Genomic DNA, 19,804 nt, shown 5'->3' on the forward strand with positions numbered 1-19,804 from the left:
TCCTGAAATAAAACTCGACTAGCGTTCGTCTTTAGGGGTGTCCATCACAACCATAGTCGTAATAGATTGCACCTGAGCACATTCCCCAAGCACATCGGCATGAAACTTCTTATAGCCCGGTAGGTCTTTGGTTTCTACCCTTAGCAAGTACTCGTTGGCACCGGTAATGTTGTGACACTCCACCACCTCTTTTTCCATACTGACGTGCTGTTCAAACTCCAGCTGAGCCGCTTTGCTGTGGCTTGATAAACCAATCGAAACATAAGCAATAAAACCTACCCCCATCAGCCCATTATCTAGAACCGCACGGTAACCTTGAATGATACCTTTACGCTCAAGATCCTGGACGCGCCTTAAGGTCGCAGAAGCCGACAAGCCAATCCGTTCTGAAAGCTCAATGTTGGAGATTCTGCCGTCCAATTTAAGCTCTTGCAATATCCTTTCGTCAAATCTATCCATAAGTACTTATTATTGTGCATTTAGTGATAATAGAGGAAATAAAAGCACATAATTGCCTCACTTTCCACCTACTATGTTTCTCAACACGTGAAAGTCATGACCGGTCAGTCACTTCGTTCATTTTTTGCTGGAGAACCATAATGCCTTTAGAACAACTTAGCGCACTTGCCTTGTTTGCGTTCGTCTCGACCTTCACACCAGGTCCAAATAACATCATGCTCATGACATCAGGAGCAAATGTTGGCTTTGCCCGTACTATTCCGCACATGCTTGGCATTGCTCTAGGGTTTGCAGCCATGTTGCTGCTAGTTGGCTTCGGTTTAATGGGCATTTTCAACGCTTATCCGGTTACTCACCAAATCTTGAAATACCTAAGCCTTGCTTACCTCGTGTACCTTGCAATTAAGATAGCATTGAGCGGCAAAGCGAAAAGCACCGAGGCTTATAAGCCAATGACCTTCATCGGCGCGGCAAGTTTTCAGTGGGTGAACCCGAAAGGTTGGTCGATGGCGCTGACGGCAATTTCAGTCTATAGCAGCGGCAGTTCATGGTGGGAGCTTGCGATCATCGCAGGTATCTTCACGCTCGCCAACTTACCATCCGTGACATTCTGGACAGCGGCAGGTAAACAACTGCAACACTGGTTAACAACACCAGTCCGTATCAAAAGCTTCAACTACGGTATGGCAGGCTTGCTGTTAGCCTCAACGATTCCGATGTTATAACAAAATAGCTTTCCTATGATGGTTAGTAAGTGATTACTAGCCATCAATTTCATTACAAGTATCCAATAACCTCGCTAAGCCAACGTCCAAACGTCGCCTGCCCGCTCGGGGTTAACGTCCACGCAAACGCCGCAACATTCACTGCCACTGTCACCCAATATATGGCTCTGAACGGCTGCTTCTGCGTTTTATGACGCAGCTTATCTTGAGCAATCAACGCCCCTAGCCAGCCACCAGCAACAGAAAAAATATGCAGAGTTTTCTCTGGCACACGCCAATTGCCATTGATCGCTGCTCGCTTGTCCTTCGCGTACACAAAAAACGTCACGAAACCGATAACCAAATACCACACCAACAGCGCTTTAGAACTTTCCGCAAACAACACAGACACCGCCACCAGAACCAAATAGGAGATAACGATTTGAATAGATGAAGACAACATGACTCCTTTTGAGCAACAGCTCACATACTGTAGCAATTACGCCCTGTAGATTTTGATAAGGATGAGTAAGGCATATTGTAATTCGGTTAGCCTGCAAAGAATAAACAAGCCCTTTCATCCCTACATAACATGATGGAAGTTAAAGGAATTATAAATATGTACAACCAAAAGTACGCCATCTACCAAGTTTTTACGCGTTTATTTGGCAATAAAAACACCCAACATGTTCCATGGGGCACAATCGAGCAAAATGGCGTCGGTAAGTTCAGTGATTTTACCGACAAAGCGCTGTCTGAAATCCGCAAACTCGGTATGACTCATATTTGGTATACCGGAGTGCCACATCATGCGCTCATCAATGACTACAAGCACCTTGGTATTTCAGACGATCACCCTAGCGTGGTAAAAGGCCGTGCGGGATCACCATATGCCGTCAAAGACTACTATTCCGTAAACCCAGATCTCGCAGACAACCCTGAATGCCGACTAGAGGAGTTCGAGGCACTAATCAAAAGAAGTCACGACAATGGTTTAAAAGTGATTATCGATATCGTACCGAATCACGTTGCGCGTCATTATAAAGGCTTAAACAACCCAGAAGGTGTCAGTGACTTCGGCGCTCAAGATGACACAACGCTGGAATACCACAAAGACAATAACTTCTACTACATTCCCAACAGCACCTTTGAATTGCCAGACATAGAGCCCGCCTTTACGCCGCTAGGTGGTGAACAGCATCCCAACCTAAACTCCCCGTTTATAGAGACGCCCGCCAAATGGACAGGTAACGGCTCACGTTTAGCCAAGCCTAGTTTCGATGATTGGTATGAAACGGTGAAAATCAATTATGGCATGCGACCAGACGGTTCAAAAGACTTCCCTGAACTACCGAGTGACTATGCTCAACGCAATTACATGGATCATTTCCGTTTCTGGGAATCTGTTTATGTGCCTAACTCTTGGGCTAAATTCCGAGATATCGCCTTGTTTTGGTTGAATAAAGGTGTTGATGGGTTTCGCTACGATATGGCTGAGATGGTTCCAGTCGAATTTTGGAGCTACCTTAATTCATCTATAAAGATGAAAAACCAAGATGCCTTTTTAATGGCTGAGGTGTACCAACCGGACTTATATCGCGACTATATCCACTTAGGCAAAATGGACTACCTCTATGACAAAGTAGATCTGTACGACGGTCTAAAAGACATCATGCTAGGCAATACTTCCACGGCTATCATCCCCAAAATCCAACATCAAATGATGGATATTGAACATCACATGCTGCACTTCTTGGATAACCATGATGAACAACGCATCGCGTCTCCTGAATTTGTAGGTGACCCAAATATAGCGAAGCCTGCAATGCTAGTCAGCGCGTTATTGAGTAGTTCTCCAACCATGATCTACTTTGGGCAAGAAGTCGGCGAACCGGGCGCGGAGAATGCAGGCTTTGGACAGCCCTCACGAACTTCCATATTTGACTACATCGGAGTCCCACAACACCAAAAGTGGATGAACCACGGCGCATTCGATGGCGGGCTATTAGACGAAAACGAAAAGCAGCTGCGTCACTTCTATCAAAAGGTAATGAACTTTTCGCTAGAGCACTCATCGATAACCGGTGATTACCAAGACTTACACCAGTGCTGTAACTTAAGTGATTCAGTCTACGCATTTCTGCGCTCTGACCACCAAGAGCTAACCATTGTTGCAGCTAATTTCAGCCAACATACCACTGAAAATATTCACTTTAAGATTCCAAGTGATGTAATCCAAAAACTCAAATTAGTTGATGGTCGTTACATACTCAATGAATATATTGAAGGCATAGCGCAACAAGTGCTCGACATTGAGAACAGTGTTGGCAGTTTTAATATTGAATTGAAACCGCTGGCGTCTTTGGCTTGGGTGTTATCCTTAAATGGATGATATACCTATCAATATAAATTACCGAACAGCTCGCTTTTAGCTAATTGATAAATAACTTAATTCCCACATTAAATTAACGTCACCTCAATTCGATACCTTCCTCACATTAATAAGGATGAGCTCTCATCCTTATTATCTACTCCCGTCCTCTACGCCTTCTACTATTGATATTAAAAATATGAGTCATTGATCCAATAAATTTAACTTAAACCAAATACAAAGCGTGATATTGACACTAGGTTTCCTATTTTTATATATTAAAAATAACTTTATACATAGCCATCACAAATAGTTGACCATCGTTAAGACTAGGATATTCATCTTCATAAAAAGTGAAATATGGATATTAAAACGTGAACAACATAAATATTAATAAAATTATCTCTCTACGAAATACCTTCAACAATACCAAAAAGAAGAGCTTCAAACGCTCTACATTGGCCAAAGCAATGTTACCGCTCTTCACCGCTACTTTGATCGCGGGTTGTGGTAGTGATAATGATAGCGACAACGGTACAGCCCCTGGCAACAGTGGTTTATACCCTGCAGCTGAAAACGAAGTCGTTATTTACTACAAACGCGATGTTGCCGCTGCCAGCTCATCTGGCTCTACTTACGACGGTTGGGGACTTCACCTGTGGAATGGCGAAGGCTGTACTAGCACAGACTTAGTCGGCATGGGGTTGAGTGAAACCGGAACCGATTGGAACAGCCCTTACGAATACGATGGTATCAGCGATACTTACGGTGCCTATTATGTGTTGAAAGTTGACCCAGATGCCTCTGACCCACACAAATGCATGAACTTCATCTTGCACAATGGTGATGAGAAAGCATTTGGCAGTGCGAACTCAAAAGTCGAGTTAACTAAGCTTGGCGATTCACAAGGCGTATTTGGTTTCCATGGCAGCAGCGAGTTGTACTACGACCCAATTTCAGAGCGCCCAGTCAATATTGATGGTCAAAAAGCACACTGGCTAGATGCAACCACAATTGGTTGGGAAGCGGCTAGCAATGCAGACTCTGTGAAGCTTTTCTATGCACTAGACAACAGCATCACAATGAACGATGACAAAGAGATTGTCGGTGGAACTGCAATTGAACTAAGCAAAGACGGAGAACTATCTTCTGAATTGAAAGAGCGTTTCCGACACCTTGCAAGCTTACCTGCCCTAGCTATCGATGTTGACGACAGCACACTTCGCACTATTTTAAAATCTCAGATAATTTTTGTTGCCTACAATGCCAATGGCGATGTTATCTCTTCAACTGAGGTTCAAAAACCTGGTGTGCTTGATGCGGTATTTGCTAGCGAAGATGCTGGTAATGCAATGGCTGAAGAACTAGGCGCAATTGTTGAAGGCAGTGCGGCGACCTTCAAGCTTTGGGCACCAACCGCGCAAGATGTAGAACTCGTTCTATACAGTGAAGATCTGCTAAGTTCACAAGTAATCCCGATGACGGAAAACACTGAGACAGGCATTTGGGCGACTGATGCCGTGTCTAATGCAGTGAACAGTTATTACCGTTACCAAGTGAAGGTTTATCACCCAACCACAGGCAATATCGAAACTCGCCTTGTGACAGACCCATACTCTCTCAGTTTGTCAAAGAACTCAGCATACTCTCAAGTGATTGACCTGAATGATTCAACCTTGAAACCAGCGAACTGGGACAACTACCAACGACCAACCGTAGAGAAAGACGAAGACCACGTACTTTACGAATCACACCTACGTGACTTTAGTTTCAGCGATAAGCTCGGCACAGCTAGCCTAAATGGCAAGTACCTCGCTCTTACAGAAGCCGATCGTGAGTCGGTCAAACACCTACAAGCTCTCCAAGAAGCAGGTTTAACTACGCTGCATATCTTACCAGCATTTGATATCGCTACCGTCGATGAAGATGCCGCGAGCCGTGTTGATATCACCGACACCGTAGGAAAACTGTGTGATGTAAAACCGACAGCTACCTTATGTGGAAGCGAAGACGAAAACAAAGTCATCGAAGACGTACTCGATGGTTATGACCCTTCAACGGGTGACGCACAAGCATTAATGAATGACCTTCGTATGCTTGATAGCTTCAACTGGGGCTACGACCCATTCCATTACACAGTTCCTGAGGGAAGTTACGCGACCGATCCTAATGGTTCTCAGCGTATTCTCGAATTCCGTCAGATGGTCAAAGCTACGCACGACATGGATCTTAAGCTGATCATGGACGTGGTATACAACCACACCAATGCGTCTGGTGTGAACGATAAGTCGGTACTGGATAAGATTGTCCCTGGGTACTACCACCGTCTTAACGTCAACACTGGTGGCGTAGAAAACTCGACTTGTTGTGACAACACTGCGACCGAAAACCTGATGATGGGTAAATTGATGGTCGACTCACTTAAGGTGTGGGCTGACGACTACAAAGTGGATGGTTTCCGTTTTGACTTGATGGGCCACCAGCCAAAAGATGTAATGGTCGAAGCATTGGAAGAAGTGCGCAAAATCGACCCGAATACTCTGTTCTACGGGGAAGGCTGGGACTTTGGTGAAGTCGCCAACAACGCCCGCTTCGATCAAGCGAACCAAATCAACATGGCAGGTACAGAAATCGGTACCTTCTCAGACCGTTTGCGTGACGCCGTTCGTGGTGGTAGCCCATTCGATGGTGGTGTCGACTCAGAAGGGAACCACCCACTTCGCTTTAACCAAGGCTTTGGTAACGCAGCGATTGCCAACGAAGAAACCAAAGTTGATCAAGATTCGATCAATGGTCGTTTACATAACCAAGACCTTGTTCGTTTAGGTATGGCAGGTAACCTCGCAGAATACGTACTGATTGATTACAAAGGCGATACCAAACTGGGTAAAAACGTTGATTACAACGGCGCGCCAGCTGGTTACACCAAGATGCCTTCCGAGAACATCTCTTACGTTTCCAAACACGATAACCAAACACTTTGGGATAACAACGCTTACAAGATCGCCACTGGTACTAGCTCTGCAGAGCGTGCGCGTATGCAGTCTGTATCGCTTTCTACCGTGATGCTAGGCCAAGGCATACCATTCATCCATATGGGTTCTGAACTGCTACGATCTAAGTCTATGCAGCGCGATTCTTACGATTCTGGTGACTGGTACAACCGCGTCATGTTTGATGGGACGGACAACAACTGGAATGTTGGCTTACCTCGTGAAGATAAAGATGGTGCAAACTGGGATCTGATCAAAACAATCATTGCTGACAGCGCGGCTAAACCAGACTCAGACGACATTGAGCTGACTAAGCAGCAATTCCTAGAGCTATTAAAGATCCGTAGCTCAAGCGAACTGTTCCGCTTAGATACAGCTGACGAAGTTATGAAGCGTGTCGACTTCCGTAACGTTGGCGAAGATCAAGTCGAAGGCCTGATTGTGATGTCTATTGACGACGGTACGTCAGCGGGTGCAGATCTAGATACAAACTACGACGCCATCGTCGCAGTAGTGAACTCAACAGCAGAAGAGAAATCTTTCAAAATTGAGGGCACGACGGGTTTCGAACTGCATTACGTTCAGAAGAACTCGGCTGACATGACCGTTAAGAGCGCAAGCTTCTCCGGTGAGACTTTCACGGTTCCGGCACTTACAACAGCGGTATTTGTACAACCTCAAGGTAACGCACAAGGTGCTGGTCTGCCTGTTGATAACTCTGGCAAGGATGTATCGAGCATTCCGCCATACGGCCAAAAAACCGTGTATGTTCGTGGGGATATGAATGGTTGGAACCCTGTTGATGCTTGGGCAATGAACTTTGTTGCTAATGGAGTGTACTCTGTAACAGGCAATTTGGAAGCAGGTAACTATGGCTTCAAGTTTGCAGATGCTGATTGGAAAACACCTAACTTTGGTTGCGATTCTGTAGAGCTTGCAAGCGGGTCAATCGATATTGGCACAGGTGGCAATTGCCAATTGAGCGTAACGGAAGCGGGCAGCTACACCTTCACCTTGAATGCCATTCACGAGCTTGACGACAATGTAGACAAAGCTGTGGTATCTGTCACTAAGAATTAAGCTCCAAGCTTAGGTTCAAGTAACAGATAATAAAACAAGCGAAAGCTAGCCTTTGGGAGACGTCAGTCTCCCTTTTTTACAACTATTGAACCCAGCAGATTTAAGCAAATAATAAACAATTGCATCGCCCATTAAAATTCGGGGCATTTCCAACCATACTTTATAGCCCCTACATTCGATTACATGGCTGAAAACTTAGAACTAAAGGGAAAGGATATTCCTTAGAACCGTTAAAACCAAATCTTAACGATATATCATAGTAGGAATGCCGCTCTCCCTTAAGTGAACAGAATTAATCCTGGCAGCCTTTTTTGAAGGGTTACGCCCTACAATTACGATTAAAATACATTCAATTCTCGATGTAATATTCTATCAACAGCAAAACACCGCAGTTGTTTGCGGTGTCGTTAAATTTTGATTAGGAAAACTTCCATGAACCGTAAACATATCATCAAAACCATCCAAATGGGCATCGTGACTACAGCATTGATGGGCGGGATGGCTTTGGCTAATACCACTGATCTTGTAGAATCTACCGACGCTGCTCGCGCCCTGGCACATACTCCTAGCACTGCAACAACACAACAAATACAAGCTGAAAATGCCGCGCACAAACAGGCACTGCAAACACTTGAAAGCAACGGTAATGTTGATCAATATATGGAAACGGATAAAGCAGGGGAAACGACTACTGGTCACGTATCAAAATGCGAAAATACAGAAGTCCCTTTAGGCGAGAAAGTTGCTGAACATTGCAAATAAAAAGCATATACATTAAAGCGGTATTCGATAGGGTTCCTTAGAAGATGCTAACCGATGCTTAACTTACAAGCATTGCACTTTTAAAGGAACCCTTTATCTATATTACTTGGCGTTGACGGCTCGCACAAAGGCTTCTTGTGCACCTTCAATACCAAGGGCTTTTGCTTCATCTAATAAGCTAAGTGCTTTGGGAATATTGTCTGCGTCTACTGCTGCTTGAATGGCATTATGGTAGTAAGTTTGTGTTTCTGGTTGAATAGTCTCAACCTTAGCTGCTGCCGCTGGTTTAGCGTTAGATTCACTGCTAGAGCCAAATGAGAAGAAGCCCACTCTATCAATAGTCACTTCAATCTTACCGACATTCGCGTTTGGAACGGGGATGTCTTCTACTTCTGGCAGGTAGTTACCGCGGCCTTCCGCATCTAAACGTGCAGGGTGAATGACATCAGTAAAACCACCAAGATCTTCTTGCTCTGTATAGATAACTAAGTAAACAGATTCAGCAGTTGTCGGTGGGTAAAAATCATTTTCTGCAACAAGACGGTTGCCCAAATGCAACCTAGGCTTCGCGTATTCGAAGCTCTCTTTGCCATAACGCTCTAACTCGCGACCGTTTTTATCGTAAATCACGGCATTCGGCACAAATGCTGTATCACCGATCATGCTGGTGATCTTAATAGAGTATTCACCGCGATCCGCTGGTAGCTCGATCGCTACTACAGGGCTGTTTATACCCTGATAGTTTAAAATTTGACTGTCTGGTGTTACATCGAAAATTGCCGAGCTTGGAAGCTTCATCGGGGCAAATTGAAGACCAGCAATAGAGTTAACTTGTTCAGCCTGTGCCACTTGCACTTGCTCGACTACTTGTGCAGATTGACAACCGGCCAACGCAACACAACCACTCAACATTAGAGCTTTAAAATACATAACCCTTCCTTCTTGTTATTTTTTTAAGAAATTTACTAACTTTAATTACCACAAAGAGAACTATTCACCTAGGGAACGATCAACTTAATCGTACATTCCTTAAAAAAATAGCCGACGCGAGCCGGCTATGAATTAGGACAGTTTAGGATTGGTTAAGCTAAGTGTTTACCACCAAGCTTCAGCTTGGATACCGAACACGTACTCAGTATCGTCACCGTTGAATGCATCTTTGTTTTCAGTATCTAGGATGTAAGAACCGTAAACACGAATTTCAGGACGAGCCCAGAAGCTGTCACCCATAGCCCAAGCTTGAGCTACTGTGAACTTAGCGTTACCGAAATCTTCTTTAGCTAAACCGCTGTCTGAAATTTTCTCACCAGCATTGTAACCTGCTTCGAAGATAGTACGCATAGTATCGTTCCACTTGAACATTGGACGAGCAACTACAGAGTACTGGTCGATATCAAAGTTTTTGTTTGTGTAAACGCCTGCAGCTTGACCACCGATGTCGCTACCAGATAGGTATGCTAGTTGGTGACCCATTTCCCAAGATTCGCCTAGGTTCATTACACCCCAGTTGATCAAACGGAAACCAGATGCATCGTTGAATGCTTCAGTACCACGAGCGTAGTATGTACCTGAACCCCAGAAGTTAGCCGCCTGAACACCGTAACCGTTAGTACCGTATTGAAGGATAGTTTGGTGGAAACCGTTATCCATACCTTGGTGAATGATCGCAGAAGCTAGTAGGCCATCATCCGCTTCTTCACTCTTATCATCAGAGTCAGTTGCAAAGTTGTACGCTAATGCTAGCTCTAGAGATGCATCTTGCCATAGGCCAATGTTCGCTAGACGAGCATCAAAAATGTAACCTGTAGACTCGTCGTGGTCACCGTCTTGAATCAGCGCAACAGAAAGCTTCTGGTCACCAATAGATAAGTTTTCAATACCACCACCGGTACCTGACGTGTTTAGGAAGTAAAAGTCAGTGATGTGGATATCTTTACGTTGGTAGTATGTTTTACCAGCCCAAAGCGTTGCTTCTTTGTCTGAAGCGATCACGCCTTTAGCTTTAACAGCAAATTGTGCAACGTTGAAATCACCGTCTTCCCAACCATTAGAACCGTTGTTGCCTTGAGCAATCATAGATTCTACGCGCCACGTTTGCTCGCCAGTTTTTAGTTCTTCAGCTAGACCAAACTCGTAGTAGTTGTCATTTTCGTTACCTAGACGACCAATACCGTTTTTATTTACTGATACGTCGCCGTTACCGTTACCGCTAATACCAGTACCAGCACGCATGTAGCCATTAAAATCTACAGCGAACGCAGAGCCAGCAGCTAATGTAGTTGCCACTGCAACAGCAATCAAACTTACTTTTTTCATTCTTAACTCCATTAAGGACGATTTATTTTAGGTTTTTATATTTTTGCTCTCTTGCGGCAACCAAAGGCAGTAATGGTAGTCGTAAGATAGAGAGGTTTAGGGTTTCCCCTGATTCGTTTCAACGGGGTCAATATTAAGAGGGGATGACAAGTTTGACTTCCTCCGCCCCTAAGTTAATTAAGGGGGACTAGAGGGGAGTAGAAAATATACAGAATGGTGTTTTAAAGAGGTAGATCACTTAATATAGGAGGAGTAGACAGCACACAGATCTAATTATTCAACATAAGTGAGATCTAGCTCAAATATATAATTTGAACTTCATCGATGAATTATTTTTTTTACCGTAATTAATCTGTGAAGTTGCTTGACCTTACTGTGACAAAGCCTTTTACTAATAGTTCACTGATGTTGATAAACGAACAAGAAATCAAGCAATGACTAGAACGCTCGCTCGCCCTTATCCGCTAGGCGCAACGCTAGGTAACACTGGCTGCAACTTCTCTATTTATTCTCCTGACTGTAAATCTCTTTCACTCGCTCTTTTTGACGAGAACGACGAATTCACCACTTATAAATTGGAAAATGAATACGCTGATATCAGATATGTCTTTATTGATGGTATTAAAGCGGGGCAAAAATACGGCTTCATTGCCGAAACGGACAATGGCCCTATCCTGCTTTCAGACCCGTATGCCAAAGCAATAAGCGAACCGCTCGATTACGTCACGCCATATACCAATGAAAAAAGCTTTGCTATGGCGAAATGTGTCGTTGTTGATGACACCTTCGATTGGCAAGATGTAGAAAAGCCACGCATTAGCCGCGAAGATACCGTTCTTTTTGAAACGCATGTAAAAGGTCTATCTCAACTGCACCCAGAAGTGGCTGCCAATACTAAAGGACGCTACTTAGGGTTAGTGAGCCCTGAAATACTTGCGTTCTACAAACAGCAAAATATCAACTCTCTACAGCTTTTGCCCATTGCCGCATGCATGCATGAACCACACCTATTAGACATGGGTAAAGTGAACTATTGGGGTTACAACCCATACTTGTTTATGGTGCCTGACCCTCGCTACGCAGAGAAAGATGCCGTAAACGAGTTAAAGACTGCGATTCGCGAACTGCACCGCAATGGCATCGAAGTCATTCTAGACGTGGTGTACAACCACACAGCAGAAGGTGGGGAAGGCGGAACCACCTTCAACCTAAAAGCACTCGATAGCCGCTACTACATTAAACATGGCTGCCATTACGCGAACTTCACTGGCTGTGGAAACACCGTCGACCTTACCCACCAACCTGCACTCAACTTAGTGATGGATACACTTCGGTACTGGGTGAGTGAATTCCAAGTCGACGGCTTCCGTTTTGACTTGGCAGCGACACTGGGGCGCGAAGGTGACAACTACAACCCTGAGGCTGCTTTCTTTAAAGCCGTAGCTCAAGACCCTGTACTTAAAGAAACTAAGTTAATCGCAGAGCCGTGGGATATTGGTCCTAATGGTTATCAAGTGGGTAATTTCCCGCTTGGTTGGAATGAATGCAATGACAAGCTGAGAGACATCACACGTAGCTTCTGGCGCGGTGATCAGGGTTACCTAAAAGAGTTTGCTACACGCCTAATGGGCTCTCGTGATATCTACAGTGCAGCGCACTGGCCTTACAAACTCACCGTCAACTACATCACTTACCATGATGGCTTCACCATGCAGGACCTTGTCTCGTACAAGCACAAGCACAATGAAGAAAATGGTGAGAATAACCGCGATGGGCATGGTGATAACCGTTCTGAAAACTACGGTGTTGAAGGTGAAACCGAAAACCTGTTAGTTATCGCAACACGTGAAAAGCAGAAACGCAACTTCATGGCGAGCCTGCTGTTTGCTTTTGGTATTCCACATATTCTGACAGCTGATGTGTTATCTCACACTCAAAAAGGCAACAACAACGCTTACTGTCAAGATAGTGTAACTAGCTGGATTAACTGGGAAGATTCTGAGCGAAAAACTTATTTCAAGACTTGGTTAGCTGAAATGATCTCTGCACGTCAACAATATATGGTGCCTTTTATTAAGGCGTTCAGCGGAGAAAAACGCAACTCGAACCGCATCTTCTGGAGCCGTGTCGATGGCACACTCATGGAGCATGATGATTGGAATCGTTTAAGCTCTGTTGCGCTGCACTTAGGTATTGGCAAAGACGGTGACGAATTGATTTATTTGATAAACCAAACCAACGCACCCGCTCGATTCTCGTTACCGACTGATCGCGACCAAAACTGGGTCACCATCTGTGATACCAACTTACGAAATGTAAAACCCGGTCATGCAGAAGGTGAAATGCTGCTATCGCCGACTTCGATGGCAATTTTGCACTACTCGCCAGATAACACTGATTTGATTAAAGTAAAAGCTAAGCTAGCTTAATAAAACGCCAAAAACCATAAAAGCCAGTTATATTTATAGCTGGTTTTTTTATTAGCTGAATACCACATAAATCATTCTTTTATATGGAATCATTTGCATTGATGTGATGGATGAAACTGTTTAGTATTGCCGTACTATAAAAATGAATCTATAACGTCTTTGGATATCATGGCTTTACCTAAAACATTAATTCGGCTTTTTAAACCATACATTATTTTATTAACTGGAGGGATGCTCTATCTTGCTATGACTCAGCTTGAAAAAGTAGAAACAGCAGCAACAGAACAATCATCATCAAACATTCGTATCGCAAGCTCTACCATTCGTTCCAACATCGAAGCCACATTCGGCAAACTCTATTTTTTAGAAACCAGTCTAGGCTTGCCTAAAACGGCTCCAATCGGTGATAAAAAATTCAGAGAATTGAGTGATAATATTCTAAGAAGAACACCAAATTTCTCCGATATCGTTCGATACCAACCTAACTCCCAACATTATGTCTCCACTCGTGGCCTTCCTCTTTCCAATGAACAAATCGCCACAATACAATGGCATTCAATAGACGGTGTTGTAGAAGATTTTTACATCTCTTCCGTTTACCAAAAAGCCGATGGACGATGGGTTTTCGCCGTTAAACACACTGCAGAAAAGCTCAATGAAGAAATATGGATTGAGTTTGATTTAATGCATACCACGCAAGGTTTAAGAGATTTAAAAACGCTTAATAATGGCTATGTATTTGTTGTAGACAGAGCAACAGAGCGACTGGTATTCCACCCGGATCCACAGCGTATCGGTTCTAAATCCATCAGCTTCCATGCAGGGATCAGCCACCAACTCTCACAAGGTGAAACCGTTGGTAAGCACGAATATTACTATCAAGATAACTTCAAAATATCGGTATTTGACGCAGACAACAGCTTAAATTGGGTGTTCATTGCGGGCACTGACCGCCATGACATCTTAACCAGCTCACATCAATTTACGTTGACGGGCTTAGTACTGGGCTCACTCCTGCTATTGTGGATTGGTGCCAACTATCTGGCTTATCGTTTGAACGTGTCCTTGTCGCAACTGAATAAAGTCGATGACCTTGTAAGCTTTAAGCGAGAGTTAAAATCCATACTGGATAGTTTCACCTACCAAAAAGGCATTCAATTCTGTCTCTATCAGCTTGAGAACCACGCATTCAGTACCATCGACTATCACGGAAACAAATCCACGGTACATTGTGACAAAGCCCTTGCAGAGCGATTTACACCGGACACTATGGCTTACCGAAGTGGTAAGTACGCCGATCCACTGGCGTATAAACTCAAAATACACCAACGTCATTACTGTATTCCTTTGCACTCTCGTCAGCAGTTGATCGCAGTGTTGTACGTAAACGTAAACTTACCGATCAGCCAGAGTATTCTACGAATGATCCGTGATTACACTGAAGTCTCTTTGTCTAACTTACTGCTTCAACATCAATTGAGCAGCAAAGATCTGATGACGCAGTTAGACAATAAGAGCAGTTTCAGCATCGCCATCGAAAACTACGTGAGCGAGCCCGATACCTATGTCGCTCTGCTTGATATCGATAACTTCGACCACGTAAACCGAGCCTACGGTGAAGCGGTTGGCGACAAGATGATCAAGCTGACTGCAGAATCGATACGCAGTTACTTCCCCAAGCCAAAGGGACTTTGCTTGGCTCGTGTTGGAGGAAAGGAGTTCGCAGTATTATTCAAAGCCAATGATGTGAAAGATGCCAAATTCCAGCTAGACCAGTGCAGAGTCGCAATCGCGGAGAAAACCATCGTCACTCCAGATATCACCTTATCGCTAGGGGTTAGCGTGGGATACTCGCAAATAGAGGGTGAAACAGACTCAGCTTTAGCGCTGGCGGAACAAGCGAAACTTATCGCGCAACAACTTGGTAAGAACCGAGTGGAAGGCCATATCAGAGCCGTTGCCAAAGCATCGTAAACCTATACTTACATTTCTGTAGCCACTACAAAGCACCTAGGATTCACACCCTAGGTGCTTTTGTTTTTCTAGAAAGTCATTACAATGCGCCTTCGATAAGACAACACCCCTTTTCTAACGACGCGAACCTTATGAAGCTAAGTAACCGACTGCAAACTCTCCACTCCCTTGTCAGCAATGACTATCAGCATATTTGGGACTGTTGCTGTGATCATGGCTTTTTGGGTGTTCAACTGTTATCGGATAATAAAGCGCCTCAGATTCACTTTGTCGACATTGTCCCGTCTCTGATGAGTGAGCTTGAAGGCAAGCTAGCGCGCTACTTTCCGCAAGATAACAGAGCCGAACAAACGGTTAGCAGCCAATGGCAAGTCTACTGCATGGATGTCGCCGCTATTCCGCTTGAGAAACATACAGGCAAACACCTAGTTATTATTGCGGGTGTCGGTGGCGATCTTACTCAAAAGCTCGTCGATGATATTCATCGTCAACACCCAGACAAAGCGATCGATTTCTTGCTTTGTCCGGTGCATCAGCAATTCGAGTTGAGAAGCCATTTAAAGGCGATCCATTTTGGTCTTATTGATGAAGTGTTGATTGAAGAGAACCGTCGTTACTACGAGATTTTATTGGTGAGTAATAGTCGCGGTGATTCAGAAAAGAGCCAAACCGTTAGCGAGATATCAAACGTCGGTGACAAGATCTGGACACCAAGTTGTGATGAACAAGTGAAGGTATCACAGCAATACAAAGCCAAAACATTGCAGCACTACTTACGTATCCATCAAGGACAAGAGAAGCAAGGAAAACCTAGCCAAGTAAAGCATATTATTGATGCTTACCAGGCGGTTAAGCCATAGTAAGTACTAACTTAATGGTTTGAATATTAAGAAAGTCAAATTAATAAAAAAGCCGATAGTTCAATGAGCTATCGGCTTTATTAATGCTATCGATTCAGTTTTAGCTTACTGTTCTTGTTTCTTATAAGCCACATCAGGCTCGTCAACTGTCTCTACCTCAGAAGGCTTATCAACCCCATAAACCGTATCAAGGTAGACGTCTTTCTCTTTCCACGTGCTGTTCAACCAATTGTGGAAGCGACGTTTAAAAGCCTTATCTTCAAAGTAATTACCGTTCACGTTCTCATCCATTGGATGCAATTTAATACGCACAACGACCTTAGTCATTTTGCCCTTCAGCATATCTTCAAACGGAGAGGTTTGGTTTTCAGGGTAAGCTAAGGTCACATCCACGATGCCATCCAAAATTGGGCCCATTGCAGATAAAGCAAATGCCACGCCCCCAGTTTTCGGCTTCAATAAGTGGCGATAAGGGGTCTTTGCTGACGCCAGTTTCTCGTGGTTTGCACGAGTCCCTTCAACAAAATTAACCAATGTTGTCGGTGCTAATTTGAACTTAGTACACGCTTTATTGATTGCATTAAAATCATCATTACGGCGTTCTGGGTTGCGTAATAGAAACTCACGAGAGTGGCGTCTCATGAATGGCATATCTAAGCCCCAGCAGGCCAAGCCAACAAATGGTACGTACAACAATTCATGTTTCAAGAAGTACTTCGTCATCGGCATTTTGTCTTTTAGGATTGAAGACAAAATCACAATATCTGCCCAGCTTAGGTGGTTGGACATCATCAAATACCATTGCTTGGTCGAAATATCTTCCCCCCCTTCCACTTGCCATTCGATATCGTTATTGGCGTTCAACATCCATAAATTAAGAGAAGCCCAACACCAGAATGTGAAGTTAGCTAAGCGAGTGCATGATTTTTGAACGACAGAAATTGGCAAAATAAGTTTGATTAGGGCAAACAGGCTCACAGCCAATGCGGTGAATGCAGTATTAATGGTCACGAACAATACGTTCAAGGCCATACGAAGATTATCAAGCATAAAACACAGTTATATTGAGAACGAAAGCCGCCATTATACGCATCTATAAATTATTCTCTTCAGTAATTGGTTGAATATCCTAGGGGTCAAACCACTCAACCTATGTTAACGATGTTCAACCAGCTAAAGTCTATTAAAACGAAACCAAAACACATGCGCGAGTCATTTGGACTCAAATAGTATATTGTCTTTTTGACAACATTCGACCCAATAATTAACCTTTAATAAGTATTGATAAGCATTCTCATTATTGGCGTGGTACATGCAACTCTAAAGTGTAAATAGTTGAGTATCCTTAATGAGATAACTTCTCTTCTTAAAGGTGGATGATATGACAGATATTCCTCATGGTTTAGTTACAGGCAAAGTCCTAAACAAAACAGAATGGACAGATCAATTGTTCTCACTCCAGGTTAGTGCACCTGTCTCTTCTTATCAGGCAGGTCAGTTCACGAAACTTGGCTTACTTAACAGTGAGGATGAGTTCGTAAGACGCGCCTATTCGATGGTGAACGCGCCAGAGCACGAACAAGGTCATCAACATCTGGAATTTTTGATTATTAAAGATCAGAACGGTCAGCTTTCACCTCAACTTCATGAGTTGAAGATGGGCGATGACATCTTTGTCGGCAAAGACCCAAGTGGCTTTATGACCTTAGATGAGATCCCAGAGATCGCCGACGATCTATGGATGCTTTCAACCGGAACCGCGGTAGGCCCATTTATCTCAATACTTGAGAGCATGCAGATACAGCAAAATGAGTTGGCTTCAGACAAAGCCTCTTCATTCAAGAATCTGGTTCTAGTGCATGCTGTAAGAACAGAGCAAGACCTGACTTATCGAGATCGTATCACTCAACTCGTTAATCACTTTCAAGGGAGACTTAAATATGTGCCAATTATTTCTAGAGAATCAGTTACCGGAACTTTGCGCGGACGAATCCCAAATTTGTTACTTGGAGGCGACCTCGAGCAAGCCGCGTCTGTCGCTTTCAATCAAACCCGCAGTTTTTTCTACCTTTGCGGCAATCCGCAAATGGTTCGTGACACAAGCGAAGCGCTAACTAGCTTAGGTTTCGAAAAGCACTTACGCAGAAAACCCGGTCAATTCAGCAGTGAGAACTACTGGTAAATAACAACCGCCACTCGTTAGACAGAAGCACAACTTTCAAAGAACAGTTAGAGAAGAGGTTTTATATGAGTCATTTACGTATTCCGTCACACTGGAAAATTCAACGTTCCACACCCGAAAGTAAGATTCATTCAATATTGATGAACTTATAAGCAAGCAACCTCGTAATGTGATTTTTAATGTTCAATAAGTGAAGACAAAAGATCAAATAACCATAGCAATTACAATGACTAATGGTGATAGACAAGAGAAAAAAACTCTAGCACACTGAACAGAGTTGTAGGGCATGTTGACCTATCGAGCTGATTTTTGCAGCCGTTTGTGGGTTATTTATACAAGGCAGAGAATTCGACGTGTAGCTCGCCTACATGAGAATTCGATAACGCTGTAGAAAGGAACCACAAACACTGCCCGAAGGGTTCGGCTAAAATCGTTTTACTCTTTGTTGAGAGGGTTTTGCTTAGAATGACTAGGCGGCAAACCTCTCGTCGCGATTAAAACGATTTTATCTCGAACAAAACTTAACCGCGAAAGGTCAACATGCCCTTGTTTTAATCACGTTTCAGAGAATGAATTAGTGGGTTATTTATATTTTAGGTAAGAGAGGAAGCCATGCTCAACATTGCTTTTTTTAGCTCAAAATCATACGACGAAAAATCATTCGAACTGGCAAAAGGCGAACTCAACGCTGAGTTTCATTTTCACGATTTTCGACTCACCACAACAACAGCAAAAATGGCGCACGACAACGAAGTGGTTTGTGCGTTTGTAAACGATGACCTATCGCGAGACGTGTTAGAGATTCTTGCTCAAGGCCGCACCAAGTTAATCGCGATGCGCTGTGCGGGCTTTGACAAGGTCGACCTAGACGCAGCCAAAGAGTTTGGTCTGCAAGTGGTTCGCGTTCCGGCTTACTCACCAGAATCGGTAGCAGAACACACGGTTGGCATGATGATGTGTTTGAACCGTAAACTACACAAGGCATACCAACGCACTCGTGATGCGAACTTCTCTCTTGAGGGGTTAGTTGGCTTTAACTTCCACGGTAAAACGGTCGGTATGATTGGCTCGGGTAAGATTGGCCTAGCGACGATGCGAATTCTGAAGGGTTTAGGCATGAATATCCTATGCTATGACCCATATCCAAACCCGTTAGCTGTTGAGTTAGGCGCTAAATACGTTGAACTCGACGAACTTTACCAAGAGTCTGATGTGATTTCTCTACACTGCCCAATGAGTAAAGAGAACTACCACCTATTAGATGCGACTGCGTTTGAGAAGATGAAAGACGGCGTGATGATTGTCAACACCAGCCGTGGTGAACTACTGGATTCCACAGCTGCTATCGAAGCGCTTAAACAGAGTAAGATTGGCGCACTTGGTCTTGATGTGTATGACAACGAGAAAGAGCTGTTCTTCCAAGACAAATCAAACGACGTGATTGTCGATGATGTGTTCCGCCGTCTATCTGCTTGTCACAACGTGCTGTTCACAGGTCACCAAGCTTTCTTAACCAAAGATGCTCTGTTCAATATCGCGAACACAACACTCACCAGTGTTGATGCTTTCTTTGCTGGCAACACCAGCGGCAACGAACTCGTTTAATAACAGATTGAGTTAACAGCAGGCTGAGTTAAAAACAAACTAGGTCTACAGATACAAAGCCACGCTATT

The 19,804-nt window shown here is 43.9% G+C and carries 14 protein-coding genes; 9 read left to right on the forward strand and 5 right to left on the reverse strand.

Translation table 11 applies throughout. The annotated features are described in order from the left end of the window. Positions 1–18: 18 nt before the first annotated feature. Complete coding sequence (locus tag AB4161_RS06010; RefSeq protein WP_009845852.1) at positions 19–459, reverse strand: Lrp/AsnC family transcriptional regulator; 441 nt, start codon at positions 457–459, stop codon at positions 19–21. Between the two features lie 140 nt (positions 460–599). Here AB4161_RS06010 and AB4161_RS06015 point away from each other — a divergent pair, with 140 nt between their 5' ends. Next, a complete protein-coding gene (locus AB4161_RS06015; protein ID WP_017058847.1) occupies positions 600–1,184 on the forward strand; it encodes a LysE family translocator in 585 nt (194 codons plus the stop codon). Positions 1,185–1,236: 52 nt separating this feature from the next. Here the strand turns inward: AB4161_RS06015 and AB4161_RS06020 are convergent, their stop codons facing one another. After that, on the reverse strand, positions 1,237–1,626 hold the full coding sequence (locus tag AB4161_RS06020) for a DUF1294 domain-containing protein (RefSeq protein ID WP_136979052.1): 390 nt from the start codon (positions 1,624–1,626) through the stop codon (positions 1,237–1,239). A gap of 156 nt (positions 1,627–1,782) precedes the next feature. Here AB4161_RS06020 and AB4161_RS06025 point away from each other — a divergent pair, with 156 nt between their 5' ends. The 3 genes from AB4161_RS06025 to AB4161_RS06035 all read left to right on the forward strand — a co-directional run bounded on the left by AB4161_RS06025 (position 1,783) and on the right by AB4161_RS06035 (position 8,369). After that, entirely contained in the window at positions 1,783–3,555 is a 1,773-nt protein-coding gene (locus tag AB4161_RS06025; protein WP_102394258.1) for an alpha-amylase family glycosyl hydrolase, read from the forward strand. A gap of 353 nt (positions 3,556–3,908) precedes the next feature. Further along, the gene (gene pulA / locus AB4161_RS06030; RefSeq protein WP_102398417.1) at positions 3,909–7,607 is read left to right on the forward strand and encodes a pullulanase-type alpha-1,6-glucosidase; all 3,699 of its coding nucleotides are present in this window, start codon (positions 3,909–3,911) and stop codon (positions 7,605–7,607) included. Positions 7,608–8,039: 432 nt separating this feature from the next. After that, positions 8,040–8,369, forward strand: a complete 330-nt coding sequence (locus AB4161_RS06035) for a hypothetical protein (protein ID WP_017058851.1) — start codon at positions 8,040–8,042, stop codon at positions 8,367–8,369. A gap of 102 nt (positions 8,370–8,471) precedes the next feature. Here the strand turns inward: AB4161_RS06035 and AB4161_RS06040 are convergent, their stop codons facing one another. Both AB4161_RS06040 and lamB read right to left on the reverse strand, forming a co-directional pair. Beyond that, the gene (locus AB4161_RS06040; RefSeq protein WP_017058852.1) at positions 8,472–9,299 is read right to left on the reverse strand and encodes a MalM family protein; all 828 of its coding nucleotides are present in this window, start codon (positions 9,297–9,299) and stop codon (positions 8,472–8,474) included. Positions 9,300–9,464: 165 nt separating this feature from the next. After that, entirely contained in the window at positions 9,465–10,685 is a 1,221-nt protein-coding gene (gene lamB, locus AB4161_RS06045; RefSeq protein ID WP_017058853.1) for a maltoporin LamB, read from the reverse strand. Between the two features lie 434 nt (positions 10,686–11,119). Here lamB and glgX point away from each other — a divergent pair, with 434 nt between their 5' ends. The 3 genes from glgX to AB4161_RS06060 all read left to right on the forward strand — a co-directional run bounded on the left by glgX (position 11,120) and on the right by AB4161_RS06060 (position 15,948). Continuing rightward, positions 11,120–13,114, forward strand: coding sequence for a glycogen debranching protein GlgX (gene glgX / locus AB4161_RS06050; protein WP_372083009.1), 1,995 nt, complete (start codon positions 11,120–11,122; stop codon positions 13,112–13,114). Between the two features lie 231 nt (positions 13,115–13,345). Continuing rightward, positions 13,346–15,088 carry a diguanylate cyclase gene (locus tag AB4161_RS06055; RefSeq protein ID WP_372083010.1) on the forward strand — a complete coding sequence of 581 codons (1,743 nt, stop codon included), beginning with the start codon at positions 13,346–13,348 and terminating at the stop codon, positions 15,086–15,088. Between the two features lie 131 nt (positions 15,089–15,219). Beyond that, positions 15,220–15,948, forward strand: coding sequence for a tRNA (adenine(22)-N(1))-methyltransferase TrmK (locus tag AB4161_RS06060; protein WP_017072289.1), 729 nt, complete (start codon positions 15,220–15,222; stop codon positions 15,946–15,948). A gap of 105 nt (positions 15,949–16,053) precedes the next feature. On the opposite strand, the gene AB4161_RS06065 is transcribed toward AB4161_RS06060, so the two are convergent. Further along, positions 16,054–16,998 (reverse strand): acyltransferase, encoded by a 945-nt coding sequence (locus AB4161_RS06065; RefSeq protein WP_017063993.1) that lies wholly within the window; start codon positions 16,996–16,998, stop codon positions 16,054–16,056. 331 nt (positions 16,999–17,329) lie between these two features. On the opposite strand from AB4161_RS06065, the gene AB4161_RS06070 reads away from it, so the two are divergent. Both AB4161_RS06070 and AB4161_RS06075 read left to right on the forward strand, forming a co-directional pair. Further along, the gene (locus tag AB4161_RS06070) at positions 17,330–18,130 is read left to right on the forward strand and encodes a ferredoxin--NADP reductase (RefSeq protein WP_017058858.1); all 801 of its coding nucleotides are present in this window, start codon (positions 17,330–17,332) and stop codon (positions 18,128–18,130) included. A 612-nt stretch (positions 18,131–18,742) separates the two neighbouring features. After that, positions 18,743–19,735, forward strand: a complete 993-nt coding sequence (locus tag AB4161_RS06075; protein WP_102398419.1) for a 2-hydroxyacid dehydrogenase — start codon at positions 18,743–18,745, stop codon at positions 19,733–19,735. The last annotated feature ends 69 nt before the right edge of the window (positions 19,736–19,804 follow it).

The sequence above is a fragment of the Vibrio sp. 10N.286.51.E5 genome, from assembly GCF_041469125.1.
GTDB lineage: Bacteria > Pseudomonadota > Gammaproteobacteria > Enterobacterales > Vibrionaceae > Vibrio > Vibrio crassostreae_C.